The organism is Campylobacter sp. JMF_04 NA10, assembly GCF_027737655.1.
Taxonomy (GTDB): Bacteria; Campylobacterota; Campylobacteria; order Campylobacterales; family Campylobacteraceae; genus Campylobacter_B.
The window spans coordinates 115,533-131,357 of the sequence record NZ_JAOVTZ010000002.1; the positions used below are offsets into that span (position 1 = coordinate 115,533).

Genomic DNA, 15,825 nt, shown 5'->3' on the forward strand with positions numbered 1-15,825 from the left:
AATTTAAAAATTTTACGCTAAATTTTGCGTAAAATTTTACATAAGGATTGTTTATGTTAAATAAAGACGAAATTTACACAGCGACGGAAATGGCGAGAAATTTTAGCTCAATTTTAAAAAAACTAAATAGCCAAGAGATTAAAAAGGCTATGATTGTCAAAAATAATAAATTTGAGGCCGTAATGCTTAGCATGAGCGAATACGAGCGCCTAGAAAAGGCAGTCGAGCTACTCAAAGCGATTTATGGTAAAAAGGGTCAAGATGGCCAGTAAAACCATAAAATTTGGTGGCAACGAATACAAAATCAGCTACGAAATCGAAAATTTAAGCGTCGAGCCGTATATTTTGGTTTTGCACGGCTGGGGCGCGAAAAAAGAGCTTATGCAGAGGGTTTTCGAGGCGAAATTTTTCCCAAATTACAGGCTAGTTTTCGTGGATTTGCCCGGATTTGGCGCTAGCTCGCAACCAAAATTTGCGCTTACAAGCGAGAATTATGCGGGCATTATGCGTGAGTTTATCGCTGCGCTTGGAGGCGCACCAGAGGCCATTATGGGACATAGTTTTGGTGGCAAGGTCGCCACACTGCTTGCGCCAAAAAGGCTGATTTTACTAAGCTCGGCTGGGATAATCGAGCCAAAGCCTTTGAAGGTGAGGGCGAAAATCGCGGTGTTTAAATGCCTAAAATATGTCGGGTTGGCGAAGTTTTGGCGATTTTTTGCCAGCAAAGACGCTTCTGGTATGAGCGAAGAGATGTTTGGGACGCTAAAAAATGTGATTCGCGAGGATTTCGAGCCGATTTTTGCCGAGATTAAACCAGAAAAAACGCTGATTTTTTGGGGTATTAGCGATACGGCCACAGCTCTAAGTAGCGGAGAGAAAATCCACTCGCTTATCAAAAATAGCAAATTTTACCCGCTTGATGGGGATCACTTTTTTTTCATAAAACACGCGAAATTCATCACAGATACAATCACGACTGAATTTAAATAATCCAAATTTAGTTATTTTTCATTGTTTGTCATCGCGAGCGAGCACATTGCTCGCATGGCAAAGTGGATTTAAATTTGAAATTTTACGCTTTCCATTGTCATTGCGAGCGAACGACAGCGGAAAATTTCCCCTGATTTGTCATTGCGAGCGAGTGTAACGAGCGTGGCAATCTACGAGTATAAATCACCAAAACGCAAATTTCGTGTCATTGCGAGGAGCAAGGCGACGAAGCAATCCAGAGAAATTTAAAGAAAATTTAAAATTTACTAAAATTTATCTACGAAATGATATTTGCAAAAGTGAAAACGAGAGGATACGAACTATGATTTTACAAGTAATTATTGAAAAAGATGAACTTTAAAATAGTAGGATTGGATATAAAAGTAAAAATGAAAATTGCAGTTTTCAATACTAAAAATAAAATTTAAAACATAAAGGATAAAAATGAAAAAATCATTATTAAGTGTTGCGCTTATGGCAATGTTAGGTTCTAGTTCGCTTATGGCAGATATTGATGATTATGTGGCAAATGATGATAGCAAAGCTGAGAATTTTGTGCGACAAGTAATTAAAATGGCTGAAAAAGGCGATATGGATATATTGGATTTTTATTCAAATCAAGTCTTGCCTTCTGAGGCAGGATTGCCACTTACGCAAGAGGATTTAAAAGAAAGAATTGTTAAAAATGAAATTAATGTTGCAATGATTAATGGCAAGGAGGTAGATGATTATATATTTGTTCTTTATCCTTCGGTTAGTAAAAAGAACGATGACAATACAATAGAGATTTTTATTGATTGTGGCGTATATAATTCTGAGGGCAACCTTGTTCCATTAAATGTTAAAGAAAATAAGCCTATGATTATTTCTATTGAAAACGACAAATATCGTATAAAATCTATGCCTGAGCAAAGTCAAAAAGGTTGCTATAAATTTTAATAATTATTGATAATAAAAAACTTTTATATACAATGAAAGGAAATAATATGCAAATAGCTTTACAAATCGAAAACGGAAACCAAAGCATTTTTAACGCTTTAAACGCATTTTTAAAAAGTCATAACGATTTAAAATTTATACTTAAAAAAAACACAAAACGCAAAATACATATTATGAGCGAAAAAGATGAAGCGGATTTAAAAGATACTTTGCGACTGCTAGAAAAAGGTGAATTAAAATTTATTAGTGCCGATGAGATGAAAAAGCGCACCGATAAACATTTAGCAAATTTGAAAGAAAAATATGCGTAAAATCGCTTATAAAGAACGCTTTGAAAATGAATTAATGTTTATCGTAGAGTTTATCGCACAGCACGATGGATATCAAAGGGCAGAGAAATTTTATAATGAAATTTACGCCAAAATAGATAAAATCCCCTTTATGCCGTTTAGTTATCGCCAAAATAAACTAACAAGCAATAAAAATACAAAAGACATTTATAAAGGCTATGTAATTCCTTTTCGCATAACTAACGATAAAATCGAAATTTTGGGTATTTATAAAGAGAATTTATGGGCAGAAAAAGATTAAAAAAAAGGCAAATTTGGCAAAATAAGATCAAAACTATATAATCGAATTTTGGGCTATGAGGGTGTATCTGTGCCCTAGCCCATTAATCTGCCCTAACCTAAAATGCAATCACGCTTCTAATTTTATATTAAATTTATCGCGCTATAATGCCTAGACCAATCAGATGAGAAAGGTTTGACATGCTTTTTGATATCAGTTTAATTGGCGATACGAAAAATTTATATTTAAAGCGGTTTGGTCGCTCGAACCTAAACGGCGTCCCGCACTACCTGAAATTCGACTTTTCTGCGATGTCTTTCGTCAAGCTAAACAACAAACTTTCTATCAAATCCACAGGTTGCAAATCTGATTTGGACTACGGATTTTACCTCGTTTTCGAGGATAATAAATTTTTTATAAACAACAAAACTCACCTTTCTAAAAAAGAGATTTTTTATATGCTAAGCTATCTTTTTGATAAAATTTATGACAAAAATGTCAAATACCCGCGCGACAGCCTGCACGCAAAAATAAAAAAAACGATTGAATTTTTAAACAAAATTTATAATTTCACCAAAGAAAAAGACCATAAATTCAACATGCACGCGCAGTATCGAAATGTGTTTGTGGGGTGTTTGAGTATCGATTATCGCGAAAATTTGGCGCAAAATTTCGTTTAAATTTCATTGAAAATTGTGAAATTTGGCTTACAAATTTACCGAGTTTTTACCCAAATTTATTAAAATTATGAATTATATATATGATAAAGGTTTGATATGCTTTTCGATGTTGTAATAATCGGCGATAACAAAAATTTATATTTAAAGCAATTTGGTGGGCGTTCGAATTTCAGGGGCGTTCCGAACTATTTTCAATTCGATTTCAACGAAATGAAATTCGTGCAAATCAAAGAGAAAATTTATGTCAAATTTGACTACAACGAAACCGAGACAAACACCGATCCTAACTATGGTTTCGTTCTGATTTTCGACGAAAAAGAGTTTTTCAAAAACAAGCAAAATTTAACGCGAAAAGAGGCGTTTATCTTGCTGAATTATATTTTTAACAAAATGTATAGCAAAGATGTCAAGTATCCGCGCGACAGCCTACATTTCAGGATAAAAAAGGCGATCGATCTTTACAAGGCTGTCTATAAGGACGATGATTTCGACGGATACAACCTACACGCGCAATACCGCAATCTCTACGCCGGACAGATAAGTATCGACAAAAGAGAACGAACGCTCGGCGCAGCGGAATAATCAGCGTTGTGAGATAAAATTTATAAATTTAAACGCTGTTTTGGCGTTTAAATTTTGCAAATACTTTGAAATTTCCCTTGCAAAATCTATTGCAAATGCAAATTTGGATAATCAAAAAGCAAAACTTTCCCGCTATGCTCGATAATCTCAGCGAAATTTTCAGCTTCAAATTCTAGTCCGAAAATCGCACAAGTTGGGAATTTTTCGATTACTGAGTTGCTGAAATACTCGCACACTGCGCCGATTGTGGGGTTGTGGCCTACTATGAAAACCACTTTGTATTTTTCATTGAGCATGCGCACAAACTCTGCTAGCTCTCGCGCGCCAATGTCGTAAAGCTCTTTTTTTTCTTTTAAAATATCTTTGGCACCGATATTTTTGGCTATGATTTTGGCGGTTTTTAGTGCGCGTTTGGCAGGGCTAGTGATGATGATATCAGGCACTATCCCCTCTTTTGCCAAAAGCTCCCCTAGCCTGCCTGCGTCATCTTCGCCCTTTTGGCTTAGTTTGCGCTCGAAATCTGTCTGTGCGAAAGCCTCGGCTTTGGCGTGTCTGATAAAATAAATTTGTTTCATAAATTTCCTTTTCGTATAATTTTACGCAAAATTTTACAAAATTTTAAATTTTTGCTGTATCTTGCCGAATCCAAACCCTGCCCCAAACCCTATCAAATGCGCATACCACGCCACATTTGAAGCTAGCAAAAGCGGAGCAAAACTAATAAGTGCAACCATAGCCAAAACGCTTTTTAAATTTTGCCTCTCATAGCACAAAATTACGCCCAAAAGCGCGCAGATTACGCCACTTGCGCCGATTAAATTTATATTTTGTCCCATAAATTTGTAAGCGCAAAAAATGTAAATTAGGCAGATTAAATTTGTAAAAATTCCAAGCCCGAAATATAAAATCGTAAATTTAACGCTACCGAAAAATCGCTCTAAAATAGAGCCGAACTGATATAGCACAGCCATATTCATAGCCAAATGTGCAATTCCAGCGTGCATGAAAAATGATGATAAAATTTGCCAAAAAAATCCGTCAAAAAATAGCAAATTTAGCCCCAAATACGCGCCCAAATTTGGGATTAAATTCGCTAGGACAAAAAGCACGCAGTTTGTGATGATGATAGCTAGCGTGGCCTTGCCTGCCTGCCCGAAATTCGCCCTTTGTCCGAAATTTGCCATTTGCATAAATTTCCTAAATTTATTGTTTTACGCGACCATATCCTGCGAAGCGATTTGAAGCTAGGCAAGAAACTTTGTTGCTTCCGCAGCGCACGATATAGCTATTTTCGATTTTTTTGCCGTTTTTGTGAGTATTTTTTTTGTTTAAATTTACAAAATCGACCTTGTTTCTACCGCGCGAATTATGCACGAATTTTATCCTGCCGTCTGCGTAAATTTCGCGGATCACGCCGATATGGCTGATTTCGTTATTTATGCGTTTTTTGTTTGATTGAAGGGTGTTTTGGAAAAATATCAAATCCCCTACTCGTGGGTTTTTGTGCGCGATTAGGTCGCGTTTTTTGTAATAATTATAAATCGCTTGTGATTTTCTGCCGTTTGTGAAATACTTAGGCAACTCTTTTGAGTTGAAAAAAATCTCTTTGTTTTTAGAATTTAGCGCTGTGATAAACCCGCTACAATCCCCGCCTACCTTGGTTCCGGTGTATTTATCTACCCATGAAATAAGCGTTGTGTTGTAGGTATTTCCTGGGATTTGTGATGAGCCAGAGTTATCTTCATAAACCTCGTAGTCTGCTTGCGTAGTGGGATTTGCAGGCGATGAAAACGGAGCTAGCCACGAACAGCCACTCATCAAAAACGCCCCTAAAAATAAAGCAAAAATTTTTTTCATAAACTACCTTAAAAATACAAAATGTGTTTTCATTTTAGCAACCAAATGTAATAAAATAGTAATTTTAAAGCAAATTTATGTATAATCACGGCGAAATTTTTGCAATCAAAACGGAGAGAAAATGCATTATTTACAAATCAAAGGCGAAGCCAAGCTTAGTGGCGAAATAAAAATCTCAGGCGCCAAAAACGCGGCACTACCGCTAATCGCGCTAATTATACTATCCAAAAACCCAGTTACAATTAAAAATTTACCAGATGTTTCAGATATCAAAACCCTAATCCAGCTTTTGGCAAATTTAGGCGCAAAATGCGAGTATCTAGACGCTCACACCGCTATAATCGATCCAAGAGGGATAAACTCAACAAAGGCAGTTTATGACATCGTGCGCAAAATGCGCGCTTCGATTTTAGTTCTTGGTCCATTGCTAGCGCGTTTTGGCAAGGCAGAAGTTAGCATGCCAGGCGGGTGCGCGATAGGGGCAAGGCCGATTGATTTGCACCTAAGGGCAGTCGAAAAAATGGGTGCGCAGGTAAAAATCGAAGAAGGCTATGTTGTGTGCGAGGGCGCATTAAAGGGTGCGAATATTTCGTTTGATAAAATCACCGTTACAGGCACCGAAAATGTCGTAATGGCGGCTGCGCTTGCTAGCGGGGAGACTTGCATAATCAACGCTGCCAAAGAACCAGAGGTCGTGGCCGTGTGCGAAGCCCTAGCTAGTGCTGGCGTAAAAATCGAAGGAATCGGCACTGACGAGCTTAAAATCACAGGCACAGCGGGCGAACTTTTAAATATCAACGAAATCACCGTAATCCCCGATCGTATCGAGGCTGGGACATATCTGTGTGCCGGGGCGATAACAAATTCTAAAATCAGCGTTACAAGCGTAAATCCTGCGCATTTGGGCGCTGTGCTAGCGAAATTTGAGGATATGGGATTTAAATTTGAAATTTCAGGCAGCGGCAACGACTCTAAAATCACTATTTTGCCAGCAGACGAAATCAAAGCGACCAAAATCATCACTACCGAATATCCGGGCTTTCCGACCGATATGCAAGCGCAGTTTATGGCGCTAACCTGCGTCGCGCAGGGCACTAGCACGGTCGAGGAGAGGCTGTTTGAAAACCGCTTTATGCATGTGAGCGAACTAAACCGCATGGGCGCAGATATCAAATTAAACGGCAATATCGCTACAATCAAGGGTGGCAAACTCGCAGGTGCTGATGTCATGGCGACAGATTTGCGCGCTAGCTCGGCTCTTGTTTTAGCGGCTCTTGCAGCAAGTGGCACTACGCGCGTGCATCGTATATATCACTTAGATCGCGGATATGAGAGCTTGGAGGCGAAATTTAGCGCACTAGGCGCGCAAATTCTAAGGCTAGAAGAATGATTGATATAAACACTGCGCAAGAATTGATTTTTAGGCAAAATTTAGGCTTTTTTGGCGAAAAAAAGATTGAAATTTCACGCTCTCTTGGGGCTATTTTAGCGCAGGATATAAAAGCGCGAAAAAATGTGCCAAGCTTCGATAATAGCGCACTTGATGGCTATGCGTATAACAGCGAAAAAATCGGCGAGAGTTTGCAAATCGTAGAGCCAACTATCTTTGCTGGTGATCAAAAATTTTATGAAATTTCGCCAAATCAAGCGCAAAAAATAATGACAGGCGCACCTATGCCAAAGGGCGCAAACAGCGTGCTTCGCGTAGAGGACGCGTGCATTAAGGACGGGTTTTTGCAAATTCCAGCTAACGCAAAAGCAGGCGATGGACTTCGCAAAATGGGCGAAGAAGTGCGCGAGGGCGAGGTGCTACTTAGCGCAGGAGAGCGGATAAATGCTGCTAAAATCATGCTTTTAGCAGCGCAAGGCATAAATGAAATCCCCGTACGCACCACGCCAAAAATCGCCGTGCTTTCGAGTGGCGATGAGTTAAAAGAGCCGTGGGAAAACGCAAATGAGCGCGAAATTTACAACGCAAACGCAAGTGGAATTTGCGCGCTTTTGCAGAGTGAAAATTTCGCAAACGACTATCTTGGAATCATCAAAGACGAAGCAAACGCAGTGCGAGAAGCCCTAAAAAGCGCAACACAAAGCTATGATGTGATAATCACAAGCGGTGGGGCAAGCGTGGGCGAGGCTGATTTCATGGCGCAAATTTTGTGCGAGCTTGGATTTAGCCCAGTGTTTGAGCATATTGACATAAAGCCGGGAAAGCCGATTAAATGCTACCATGCGGGCAAAAAGCTTGTTTTTGTAATGCCGGGAAACCCGCTAGCAGCGTTTATTTTAGCAAAAATCATAATCTTGCCGGTCCTTAAAAAAATGGTTGGTGAAAATTTTAAGGCGCGTGAAATTTTAGCCAAATTTAATGGTGAGCTAAAATTTCGCCCAAATCGCATAAATTTAAGCCTAGGCGTGTATGAAAACGGCTATTTTACGCCGATAAAATCAAACTCAGCTATGATTAAGCCACTATGCGGGGCGACGCATTTTATGCTCTCAAAATTTGAGCAATGCGAGCAAAAAAATGGCGAAATTGTAAAAATTTATGAAATTTAAGCAAAATGGTATTGACAAATGAGAAATTTTAAGATAAAATCCAAGTTCTTTTTTACTTCGTGCGGGAATAGCTCAGTGGTAGAGCGCAACCTTGCCATGGTTGATGTCGCGAGTTCGACTCTCGTTTCCCGCTCCACTTTTTTAAATCCAAATCAAAAAGTTTGCTTATGAAAATCCTAGTTTGTGTAAGCGGTGCTAGTTTTTGCGAAATTGGGTTAAATTTAATCAAATTTTTATCGATCACGCCAAACGAAATTTACGCAATCATAAGCGAAAATGCAAAAATCGTCTTAAAATCCGAAAATAATATGAATTTTGCAAATTTCATTAGCGAAAATCAAGCTGTGAAATTCTTTGATGATAGCGATATCGGCGCGAGTGTGGCGTCTGGTTCGTTTGGTATAGACGCTACGATTTTTGCCCCCTGCTCTATCAACTCACTAGCGAAAATTCACGCAGGTATCGCCGATACTCTTAGCACTCGCGCAGCAGCCGTCGCGCTAAAAGAGCGCAAAAAACTAATCCTTGGCGTGCGCGAAATGCCCTTTTCGCCTATTTCGCTTCGTTCAATGAGCGAGTTAGCAAATCTCGGCGTCATCATCGCTCCGCCCATTATCGGCGGTTATAGCGGTGCAAAAAATTTAGAAGATATGCAAAATTTCATAATTGGCAAATGGTGCGACGCCATGGGCGTGGCAAACAATCTCTTTAAAAGGTGGCAAAAATGAGAAAATGTATCTATCCCGGTACTTTTGATCCTATCACAAATGGTCATTTAGATGTAATCAAACGCGCCCTTGGCCTTTTTGACGAGGTCGTCGTCGCAATCGCACTTAGCGAGAGCAAAAGCCCTTGTTTTTCGCTAGAAAAGCGCTTGGAGATGACAAGGCTTGCCCTTAGCGATCTAAAAAATGTCAAAGTCGAGCCGTTTTCAAACCTGCTAGTCGATTTCGCTAAATCGCACGGCACGAATTTTTGCATTAGGGGACTGCGCGCGGTGAGCGATTTTGAATACGAATTACAGCTTAGCTACACAAACACATCTCTATGGGATAAATTTGAGAGTGTGTTTTTGATGCCAAGCCTGAAAAACGCCTTTATTTCGAGCTCTATGGTTCGCACGATACTGCGCCACGACGGCGATGTTTCGCAGTTTGTGCCAAAACAAATTTTGCCACTGCTTAAAAAGGAAAATTGATGTTTGTAGCCTTTGAGGGGATTGACGGAGTTGGCAAAAGCACGCAAATATCGCGCCTAGCTGAAATTTATCCTGGCGCGATAGTTACCAAAGAACCGGGCGCTACGAGGTTTGGTGAAATTTTGCGTAGTATAATTTTAAACGAAAATTTCAAATTTAACGGCGACAACCACATAAATTTAGGTCAAATTTGCGGAAGTATCTCAAAAACTGCTGAGATGTTTTTGTTTTTAGCTGATCGGGCTGAACACCACGAGAAGGTTGTTTTGCCAAATTTGCAAAATCTAATCCTAAGCGATAGAAGCTTCATCTCAGGTATCGCCTACGCCCTAGCCAATGATGAAAACGCTAAATTTGATGAACTTGTAATGCTAAATAAAATCGCGCTTGGTGGTGAAATTTATGGTAAATTTGTATTTTTTGAGATTGGTAAAGATGATTTGATTTCTAGGCTAAATACTCGCGCGGGATACGATAAAATCGAGCTTCGTGGCGTGGAGTATCTGCTTAGGGTGCAAGAAAAGATAAAATTTACCTTACAAAAGCTAAAATTAAATTTTTTAATCGTCAATGCAAACGATGATATTGATAAAATAACAAAAAAAATAAAGGAATTTATAGATGATTAAAGCACTGCGTGGTATGAACGACCTAATGGGCTATGAAGCCGAACTTTTCGCAAAAATCGTGCGTGTGTGTGAAAGTGTGGCGAGGAATTATGGATTTGAGCTAATCGAAACCCCAAAACTCGAACAAACCGCCCTATTTCGCCGAAGCGTGGGCGAGAGTAGCGATATAGTCGGCAAGGAAATGTATGAGTTTAGCGATAAAAGTGGCGATAGCGTCTGCTTGCGCCCAGAGGGCACAGCCGGGGTCGTTCGCTCATTTATCGAGAATAAATTTGACAAGGCTGGTGGCGTGCGCAAATTTTACTACACCGGCTCAATGTTTCGCTACGAGCGCCCGCAACGAGGCAGACTACGCGAATTTCACCAATTTGGCGTGGAGTGTTTTGGCGAGGGAAGCGTGTATGAGGACGCGAGCGTGATTTTGTTACTAGCTGAAATTTTACGCAAACTAGGCGTAAAAACCACGCTCAAACTAAACTCCCTAGGTGATAGCTCGTGCATGCCAGAGTATAAAAACAAACTAATCAAATTTTTAAATGAGCGCGAGGATAGGCTTTGCGAGGATTGCAAAAGGCGCATTATCACAAACCCAATCCGCGTGCTTGATTGCAAAAACGAAGCCTGCCAAAGCGAGCTTGCCGCCGCTCCACTAATCACCGATAATCTAAGCGATGAGTGCAAAGGCGAATTTGAAAAATTGCAAGAAATTTTGCTTGCAAATGGGCTAAATTTCGAAATCGACAAACGATTGGTTAGAGGGCTAGATTATTACTGCAAAACCGCATTTGAGTTCGTCAGCGGCGAGCTTGGCGCACAAAGCGCAGTCGGTGGTGGCGGCAGATACGATAGACTAGTCGAGTTTTTGGGTGGCAAAAGCACATTTGGCGTGGGTTTTGCGATAGGAATTGAAAGGCTAATCGAAATTTTAAAATTAAAAGAAGCCCCTAGTTCTCGCAGCGGAATTTACATCGGCGCAATGGACGAGGCAATCGTGCCTTGTGCGTTTGCTATCGGACAAAAACTGCGCGCAATCACCAAAACTCATATCGCCTATGAGCCAAAAAATTTGCAAAAACACCTAAAAAGCGCAGATTCAAAAATGGCTAAATTTTGCCTTTGTATCGGCGAAGATGAGTTTAAAAACGCTAGCGTATGGTGCAAAAATTTAGAGGATAAAAGCCAAGACATGGTTAAATTTAACGAAATCGAAGACTTTTTTAAGGATAGAGTATGAACGATTATGGACTAAATATTTGGGGAAATTCAAATTTCGTCATTGATTCTGGCAAGTTGTGCGTGAATTCTGATTTTAAACAACCACTTGTCGATATGGTTAAAGAAATCAGGGCTGATGGCATTAGAGGCCCTATTTTGCTTCGTTTTCCGCACCTTATAAAAAAACAAATTGTCGAAATTTACTCGAATTTCAACCGCGCGATAAAAGAATTTGACTACAAGGGCAAATTCAACGCCGTCTATCCGCTCAAAGTAAATCAATTCCCGGGATTTGTGAAAAATTTGGTCGAAATCGGCAAGCCTTACGGGTATGGCTTGGAGGCTGGTTCTAAGCCAGAGCTACTTTTAGCCATGGCGTATAACAACGACAACGCGCCAATCACCGTAAATGGCTTTAAGGATAAAGAGCTTATCAATATCGGCTTTATCGCCGCAGAGATGGGGCATAATATCACGCTTACAATCGAGGGTCTAAACGAGCTAAAAACCATAATCGAAACCGCCAAAGAGCGCTTTGCGCCAAAGCCATTTATCGGGCTTCGCATACGACTTCATAATTCAGGTAGCGGAATTTGGGTCAAAAGCGGCGGAATAAACTCCAAATTTGGCCTTACTTCGACCGAGTTAATCGAGGCTGTAAATTTGCTCAAAAAAAATAATCTAATCGAGCAATTTACGATGATTCATTTCCATATCGGTTCGCAAATCACCGAAATTCACCCGCTCAAAAAGGCATTAGTCGAGGCTGGAAACATCTACGCCGAACTTCGCAAAATGGGCGCTATAAATCTAAATTCGATAAATTTAGGCGGTGGTTTGGCGATAGAATATTCACAAGTGAAGGAAAATTTTAGCAGAAATTACACCCTCAAAGAATACGCAAACGATGTCGTTTTCCTTTTAAAATCAATCGCGCAGGATAAAAACGAGGTTGAACCAAATATTTTCATAGAAAGTGGCCGTTATGTCGCAGCTAGCCACGCTGTGCTGGTTGCGCCTGTTTTGGAGCTTTTTACCCAAGAATACACAGAGGCCAAACTGGCTTTGAAAAAGGAAAATCCGCCAGTCATCACAGAGCTTTACGATCTTTACACTTCGTTAAAGCCCTCAAACGCCCTAGAATACCTGCATGACGCTATGGCACACATGGAAAGCGTGCTGACGCTCTTTGATTTAGGCTATGTGGATCTCACAGATCGCTCAAATGGCGAAATTTTGGTGCATCTAGTCGTGCGCAAGGCTTATGCGCTTTTGGGAAATAAGCAAGAGTATGGAAATTTCTTAAATTCACTCGGAAACGCGCAAGAGCGGTATTTGGTAAATTTCTCACTTTTCCAATCCTTGCCTGATTTTTGGGGCATTAAACAGCATTTTCCAGTCATGCCACTCGAACACCTCGACGAGCGCGCTACGCTTTCTGCGACGCTGTGGGATATCACCTGCGATAGCGACGGCGAGATTACATTTGATAAAGAGCATAATCCTTTGTTTTTGCACGATATCGACCCAGAAGAAGAAGAGTATTTCCTCGGATTTTTCTTAGTCGGGGCGTATCAAGAGGTGCTTGGTATGAATCACAACCTCTTCGCTCACCCAAATGAGGCGACCGTGATTTTAAAAGACGGCGGATTTGAGATTACGGATTTTATCGAGTCGCAATCTGTCATTGATATCTTAGATGATATGGATTATGATGTAGTCGATATCAGAGAGAGCCTAAACGAACGAATCGCAAACTCACCACTGCTTTCAGAAAAAGAGAAAAAGCATGTCCTAGGCGAGCTGTATTTGTTCCTAAACGATAATAGCTATTTAAAAACTATCCAATAAGGCGGGATTATGACTTTTTGGCAAACTATAAAACACGATTTTACCGAGCCATCTCGCCAAGATCCGGCGTGCAATAGCGTATTTGAGGTGATTTTTTGCTATCCGGGTGTGTGGGCGCTGATAAATTATCGTTTCGCGCACTGGTTTTATGAGCGCAAATTTCGCCTTATCGCGCGCATAATCTCAGGCATTACGCGCTTAATCACCGCTGTGGATATCAATCCAGGGGCGAAAATCGGCAGTGGCGTGTTTTTTGACCATGCGGCTGGTTTAGTCATCGGCGAGACAGCGATTGTTGGCGATAATTGTTTGATTTATCAAAATGTAACCCTAGGTGGCGTTAGCTTGGAAAAGGGCAAACGACACCCTACCCTAGAAAACGGCGTAGTCGTGGGAGCTGGGGCGAAAATTTTAGGCAATATCACAATCGGCGAAAATTCTAAAATCGGCGCAAATTCCGTTGTTATTAAGGACGTCCCTGCAAACTCGACTGCCGTTGGCGTGCCAGCTAGGATAATCGGCGAGTGCGAAAGTGATCCGCTAGCGCACAATAAACTCCCAGATATCAACAAAGAGCTGATGAAATATCTAATCAAACGAATTGAAATTTTAGAAGATTGCATACAAAATGGCGATAAAAATCTCTGTGACAAAGAAAAAGAGATCAACCAAGAGTATGAAAACTATCTAAAATCACTAAAATAACAGGGGGATAGATGAGGAAAATTTTGCTTTTGTTTGGGATTTTTGGTGCGTTAAACGCTTCAAATTTTGATAATCTCAAAATAGAAACAGTTAAAAAAATATATCAAAATCAAGAAAATTTTGATAAAATTTGTGGCGAAATTTGCACAAATTCTTTAAAAATCGCATTTTTGAAAGATGAGGAATTTGCAAATGGAGAGATTGGGTGTTTGGATTATAATCCAATGATTTCTGGACAAGATGTTTGCGATAACCCTGAGTATAAATTTGAAATCTCAAAATTTGGCGATGTAGAAGTAGAGCAAATTTGCAAAGGTTGGGCGCCAGAAAGTCAAAAAATAATCTATAAATTAGAGTGCGGTGAAGATGATTGCAAGATAAGTGATATTTACAATACCGCAAACTATGAAGGCAAAGACGAAACTTTCAGCGTCAAAGAGATGATTTATGATTGTTTAAAAACATACCAAAAGGAGAAAAAATGAAACTTGCTTCACGCATAAACAGACTAAGCGAAAGCCTAACAATCGCCATTAGCACACGCGCAAAAGAGCTTAAAGCTAGTGGAAAAGATGTGATTATTTTTAGCGCAGGCGAGCCTGATTTCGATACTGCCGAAGCGGCGAAAAATGCCGTAATAGAGGCTATGGCTAAGGGCTGTGGCAAATACACACCAATCCCAGGCACAGCTGAAATTCTAAACGCAGTCGCACTAAAACTAAAACGAGATAATGGCCTGGATTACAAACCTAGCCAAATCATCACAAATGTAGGGGCTAAACACTCGCTTTTTAATATTTTTTCATGTTTGATAGATGATGGCGACGAGGTTATCGTGCCAGCGCCATTTTGGGTAACATATCCTGAGATTGTTAAATTTTGCGGTGGCAAACCTGTCATAATCGACACAAAGCCAGAAAATAAATACAAAATCACAGCCTCTGAGTTAAAAGCAGCTATCACTCCACGCACGAAAGCGCTTAGCCTTTGCTCTCCGTCAAATCCAGCAGGAGCTGTGTATAGCAAAGATGAGCTAATTGCGATTGCTGAGGTGCTAAAAGGCACAGATATCGCCGTAATCGCAGATGAAATTTACGAAAAAATCATTTTTGATAAAGAATTTGTAGCTTGTGCTAGTATCAGCGAGGATATGTTTAATCGCACTATCACCGTAAATGGCCTTAGCAAATGTGGCGCAATGCCTGGGTGGAGATTTGGCTATACAGCGTGTGCGAACGACGAGCTAAACAAAGCTATGAAAAAACTTCAAAGCCAAAGCACGAGCAATATTTCAAGCATAGTCCAAGCAGGTGCCGTGGCTGTGCTAGAAGGCAAGGCCGATGAATATATCGCTATGATGAATAAAGAGTATCAAAAACGCCGTGATTACGCCGTAGATGCGATAAATGCGATAGAGGGTCTTAGCGTAGTCAAACCTGACGGCGCGTTTTATCTATTTATCAACTGCGGGGGCGTAGAAAAAGATAGTATGAAATTTTGCACAAAACTGCTAGATGAAGCACTCGTGGCGACCGTGCCAGGCGTGGGATTTGGTATGGACGAGCATTTTAGGATTAGCTATGCTTGCTCAATGGACGAGATAAAAGAGGGAATCGCGCGCATAGCAGAATTTGTGAAAAATTATAAATAAGCTAAATTTGCGAAATTTAAAATTTCGCAAATTTTGTAAAATTTGGGAGAAAATATGGCAAATTTTAAAAATTCACTTATGATGACTTTGGTAAATACAGAGACAATCCCAGGGCGTGAGATCGAGCAGGTTTTCGGCGTGGTGAGTGGAAGCACGGTTAGAGCTAAGCACTTCGGACGCGATATCATGGCGAGCCTGAAAAATATCGTAGGTGGCGAGCTAGTAGGATATACCGAGCTACTCGAAGAATCGCGCGAACAAGCAATCGAGCGTATGTGCGCGCAGGCCAGAGCCATGGGGGCAAATGCGATTGTAAATTTGCGATTTTCCACTAGCTCAGTTGCGGCTGGTGCGAGTGAAATTTATGTCTATGGCACGGCAGTTTTGGCAAGGTAAGCT

At 40.4% G+C, this 15,825-nt stretch carries 21 protein-coding genes and 1 tRNA gene; 19 read left to right on the top strand and 3 right to left on the bottom strand.

What is annotated here, in order from left to right:
• The first annotated feature begins 47 nt into the window (after positions 1-47).
• From OFO12_RS03500 to OFO12_RS03530, 7 genes are all read left to right on the top strand, one after another.
• Positions 48-272 carry a prevent-host-death protein gene (locus OFO12_RS03500; protein ID WP_442867895.1) on the top strand — a complete coding sequence of 75 codons (225 nt, stop codon included), beginning with the start codon at positions 48-50 and terminating at the stop codon, positions 270-272.
• Positions 262-990: an alpha/beta fold hydrolase gene (locus OFO12_RS03505; RefSeq protein WP_270869482.1), complete on the top strand. Its 729-nt coding sequence runs from the start codon at positions 262-264 to the stop codon at positions 988-990. The genes OFO12_RS03500 and OFO12_RS03505 overlap by 11 nt, the downstream gene beginning before the upstream one ends.
• Positions 991-1,434: 444 nt before the next feature.
• On the top strand, positions 1,435-1,929 hold the full coding sequence (locus OFO12_RS03510; protein ID WP_270869483.1) for a hypothetical protein: 495 nt from the start codon (positions 1,435-1,437) through the stop codon (positions 1,927-1,929).
• A 47-nt stretch (positions 1,930-1,976) separates the two neighbouring features.
• A complete protein-coding gene (locus tag OFO12_RS03515) occupies positions 1,977-2,240 on the top strand; it encodes a hypothetical protein (protein WP_270869484.1) in 264 nt (87 codons plus the stop codon).
• Positions 2,233-2,520 (top strand): type II toxin-antitoxin system RelE/ParE family toxin, encoded by a 288-nt coding sequence (locus OFO12_RS03520; RefSeq protein ID WP_270869485.1) that lies wholly within the window; start codon positions 2,233-2,235, stop codon positions 2,518-2,520. Before OFO12_RS03515 ends, OFO12_RS03520 begins: the two co-directional genes overlap by 8 nt.
• Before the next feature lie 179 nt (positions 2,521-2,699).
• On the top strand, positions 2,700-3,179 hold the full coding sequence (locus OFO12_RS03525) for a hypothetical protein (RefSeq protein ID WP_270869486.1): 480 nt from the start codon (positions 2,700-2,702) through the stop codon (positions 3,177-3,179).
• A gap of 96 nt (positions 3,180-3,275) precedes the next feature.
• Positions 3,276-3,761, top strand: coding sequence for a hypothetical protein (locus tag OFO12_RS03530; protein WP_270867934.1), 486 nt, complete (start codon positions 3,276-3,278; stop codon positions 3,759-3,761).
• Between the two features lie 86 nt (positions 3,762-3,847).
• On the opposite strand, the gene OFO12_RS03535 is transcribed toward OFO12_RS03530, so the two are convergent.
• From OFO12_RS03535 to OFO12_RS03545, 3 genes are read right to left on the bottom strand one after another with little or no spacing between them, the layout of a single operon-like run.
• Positions 3,848-4,336, bottom strand: coding sequence for a SixA phosphatase family protein (locus OFO12_RS03535; RefSeq protein ID WP_270869487.1), 489 nt, complete (start codon positions 4,334-4,336; stop codon positions 3,848-3,850).
• A gap of 33 nt (positions 4,337-4,369) precedes the next feature.
• The gene (locus OFO12_RS03540) at positions 4,370-4,945 is read right to left on the bottom strand and encodes a rhomboid family intramembrane serine protease (protein ID WP_270869488.1); all 576 of its coding nucleotides are present in this window, start codon (positions 4,943-4,945) and stop codon (positions 4,370-4,372) included.
• 19 nt (positions 4,946-4,964) lie between these two features.
• Positions 4,965-5,618 carry an NlpC/P60 family protein gene (locus OFO12_RS03545; RefSeq protein WP_270869489.1) on the bottom strand — a complete coding sequence of 218 codons (654 nt, stop codon included), beginning with the start codon at positions 5,616-5,618 and terminating at the stop codon, positions 4,965-4,967.
• 121 nt (positions 5,619-5,739) lie between these two features.
• On the opposite strand from OFO12_RS03545, the gene murA reads away from it, so the two are divergent.
• The 12 genes from murA to OFO12_RS03605 all read left to right on the top strand — a co-directional run bounded on the left by murA (position 5,740) and on the right by OFO12_RS03605 (position 15,822).
• The gene (murA, locus tag OFO12_RS03550; RefSeq protein WP_270869490.1) at positions 5,740-7,008 is read left to right on the top strand and encodes a UDP-N-acetylglucosamine 1-carboxyvinyltransferase; all 1,269 of its coding nucleotides are present in this window, start codon (positions 5,740-5,742) and stop codon (positions 7,006-7,008) included.
• The gene (locus tag OFO12_RS03555; RefSeq protein WP_270869491.1) at positions 7,005-8,177 is read left to right on the top strand and encodes a molybdopterin molybdotransferase MoeA; all 1,173 of its coding nucleotides are present in this window, start codon (positions 7,005-7,007) and stop codon (positions 8,175-8,177) included. Before murA ends, OFO12_RS03555 begins: the two co-directional genes overlap by 4 nt.
• A 61-nt stretch (positions 8,178-8,238) precedes the next feature.
• Positions 8,239-8,313: transfer RNA gene (locus OFO12_RS03560), tRNA-Gly, on the top strand.
• A 31-nt stretch (positions 8,314-8,344) separates the two neighbouring features.
• The gene (locus OFO12_RS03565; protein WP_270869492.1) at positions 8,345-8,905 is read left to right on the top strand and encodes a UbiX family flavin prenyltransferase; all 561 of its coding nucleotides are present in this window, start codon (positions 8,345-8,347) and stop codon (positions 8,903-8,905) included.
• Positions 8,902-9,375: a pantetheine-phosphate adenylyltransferase gene (gene coaD / locus OFO12_RS03570; RefSeq protein WP_270858864.1), complete on the top strand. Its 474-nt coding sequence runs from the start codon at positions 8,902-8,904 to the stop codon at positions 9,373-9,375. Before OFO12_RS03565 ends, coaD begins: the two co-directional genes overlap by 4 nt.
• Positions 9,375-10,004, top strand: a complete 630-nt coding sequence (tmk, locus tag OFO12_RS03575; protein ID WP_270869493.1) for a dTMP kinase — start codon at positions 9,375-9,377, stop codon at positions 10,002-10,004. Before coaD ends, tmk begins: the two co-directional genes overlap by 1 nt.
• Positions 9,997-11,238 (top strand): histidine--tRNA ligase, encoded by a 1,242-nt coding sequence (gene hisS, locus OFO12_RS03580; protein WP_270869494.1) that lies wholly within the window; start codon positions 9,997-9,999, stop codon positions 11,236-11,238. The genes tmk and hisS overlap by 8 nt, the downstream gene beginning before the upstream one ends.
• Positions 11,235-13,070, top strand: a complete 1,836-nt coding sequence (speA, locus tag OFO12_RS03585; RefSeq protein WP_270861697.1) for a biosynthetic arginine decarboxylase — start codon at positions 11,235-11,237, stop codon at positions 13,068-13,070. The genes hisS and speA overlap by 4 nt, the downstream gene beginning before the upstream one ends.
• A 9-nt stretch (positions 13,071-13,079) precedes the next feature.
• Complete coding sequence (gene cysE, locus OFO12_RS03590; RefSeq protein WP_270869495.1) at positions 13,080-13,775, top strand: serine O-acetyltransferase; 696 nt, start codon at positions 13,080-13,082, stop codon at positions 13,773-13,775.
• Positions 13,776-13,786: 11 nt separating this feature from the next.
• On the top strand, positions 13,787-14,260 hold the full coding sequence (locus OFO12_RS03595) for a hypothetical protein (RefSeq protein ID WP_270869496.1): 474 nt from the start codon (positions 13,787-13,789) through the stop codon (positions 14,258-14,260).
• On the top strand, positions 14,257-15,426 hold the full coding sequence (locus tag OFO12_RS03600) for a pyridoxal phosphate-dependent aminotransferase (RefSeq protein ID WP_270869497.1): 1,170 nt from the start codon (positions 14,257-14,259) through the stop codon (positions 15,424-15,426). Before OFO12_RS03595 ends, OFO12_RS03600 begins: the two co-directional genes overlap by 4 nt.
• Before the next feature lie 54 nt (positions 15,427-15,480).
• On the top strand, positions 15,481-15,822 hold the full coding sequence (locus tag OFO12_RS03605; protein WP_270858871.1) for a YbjQ family protein: 342 nt from the start codon (positions 15,481-15,483) through the stop codon (positions 15,820-15,822).
• Positions 15,823-15,825: the final 3 nt, after the last annotated feature.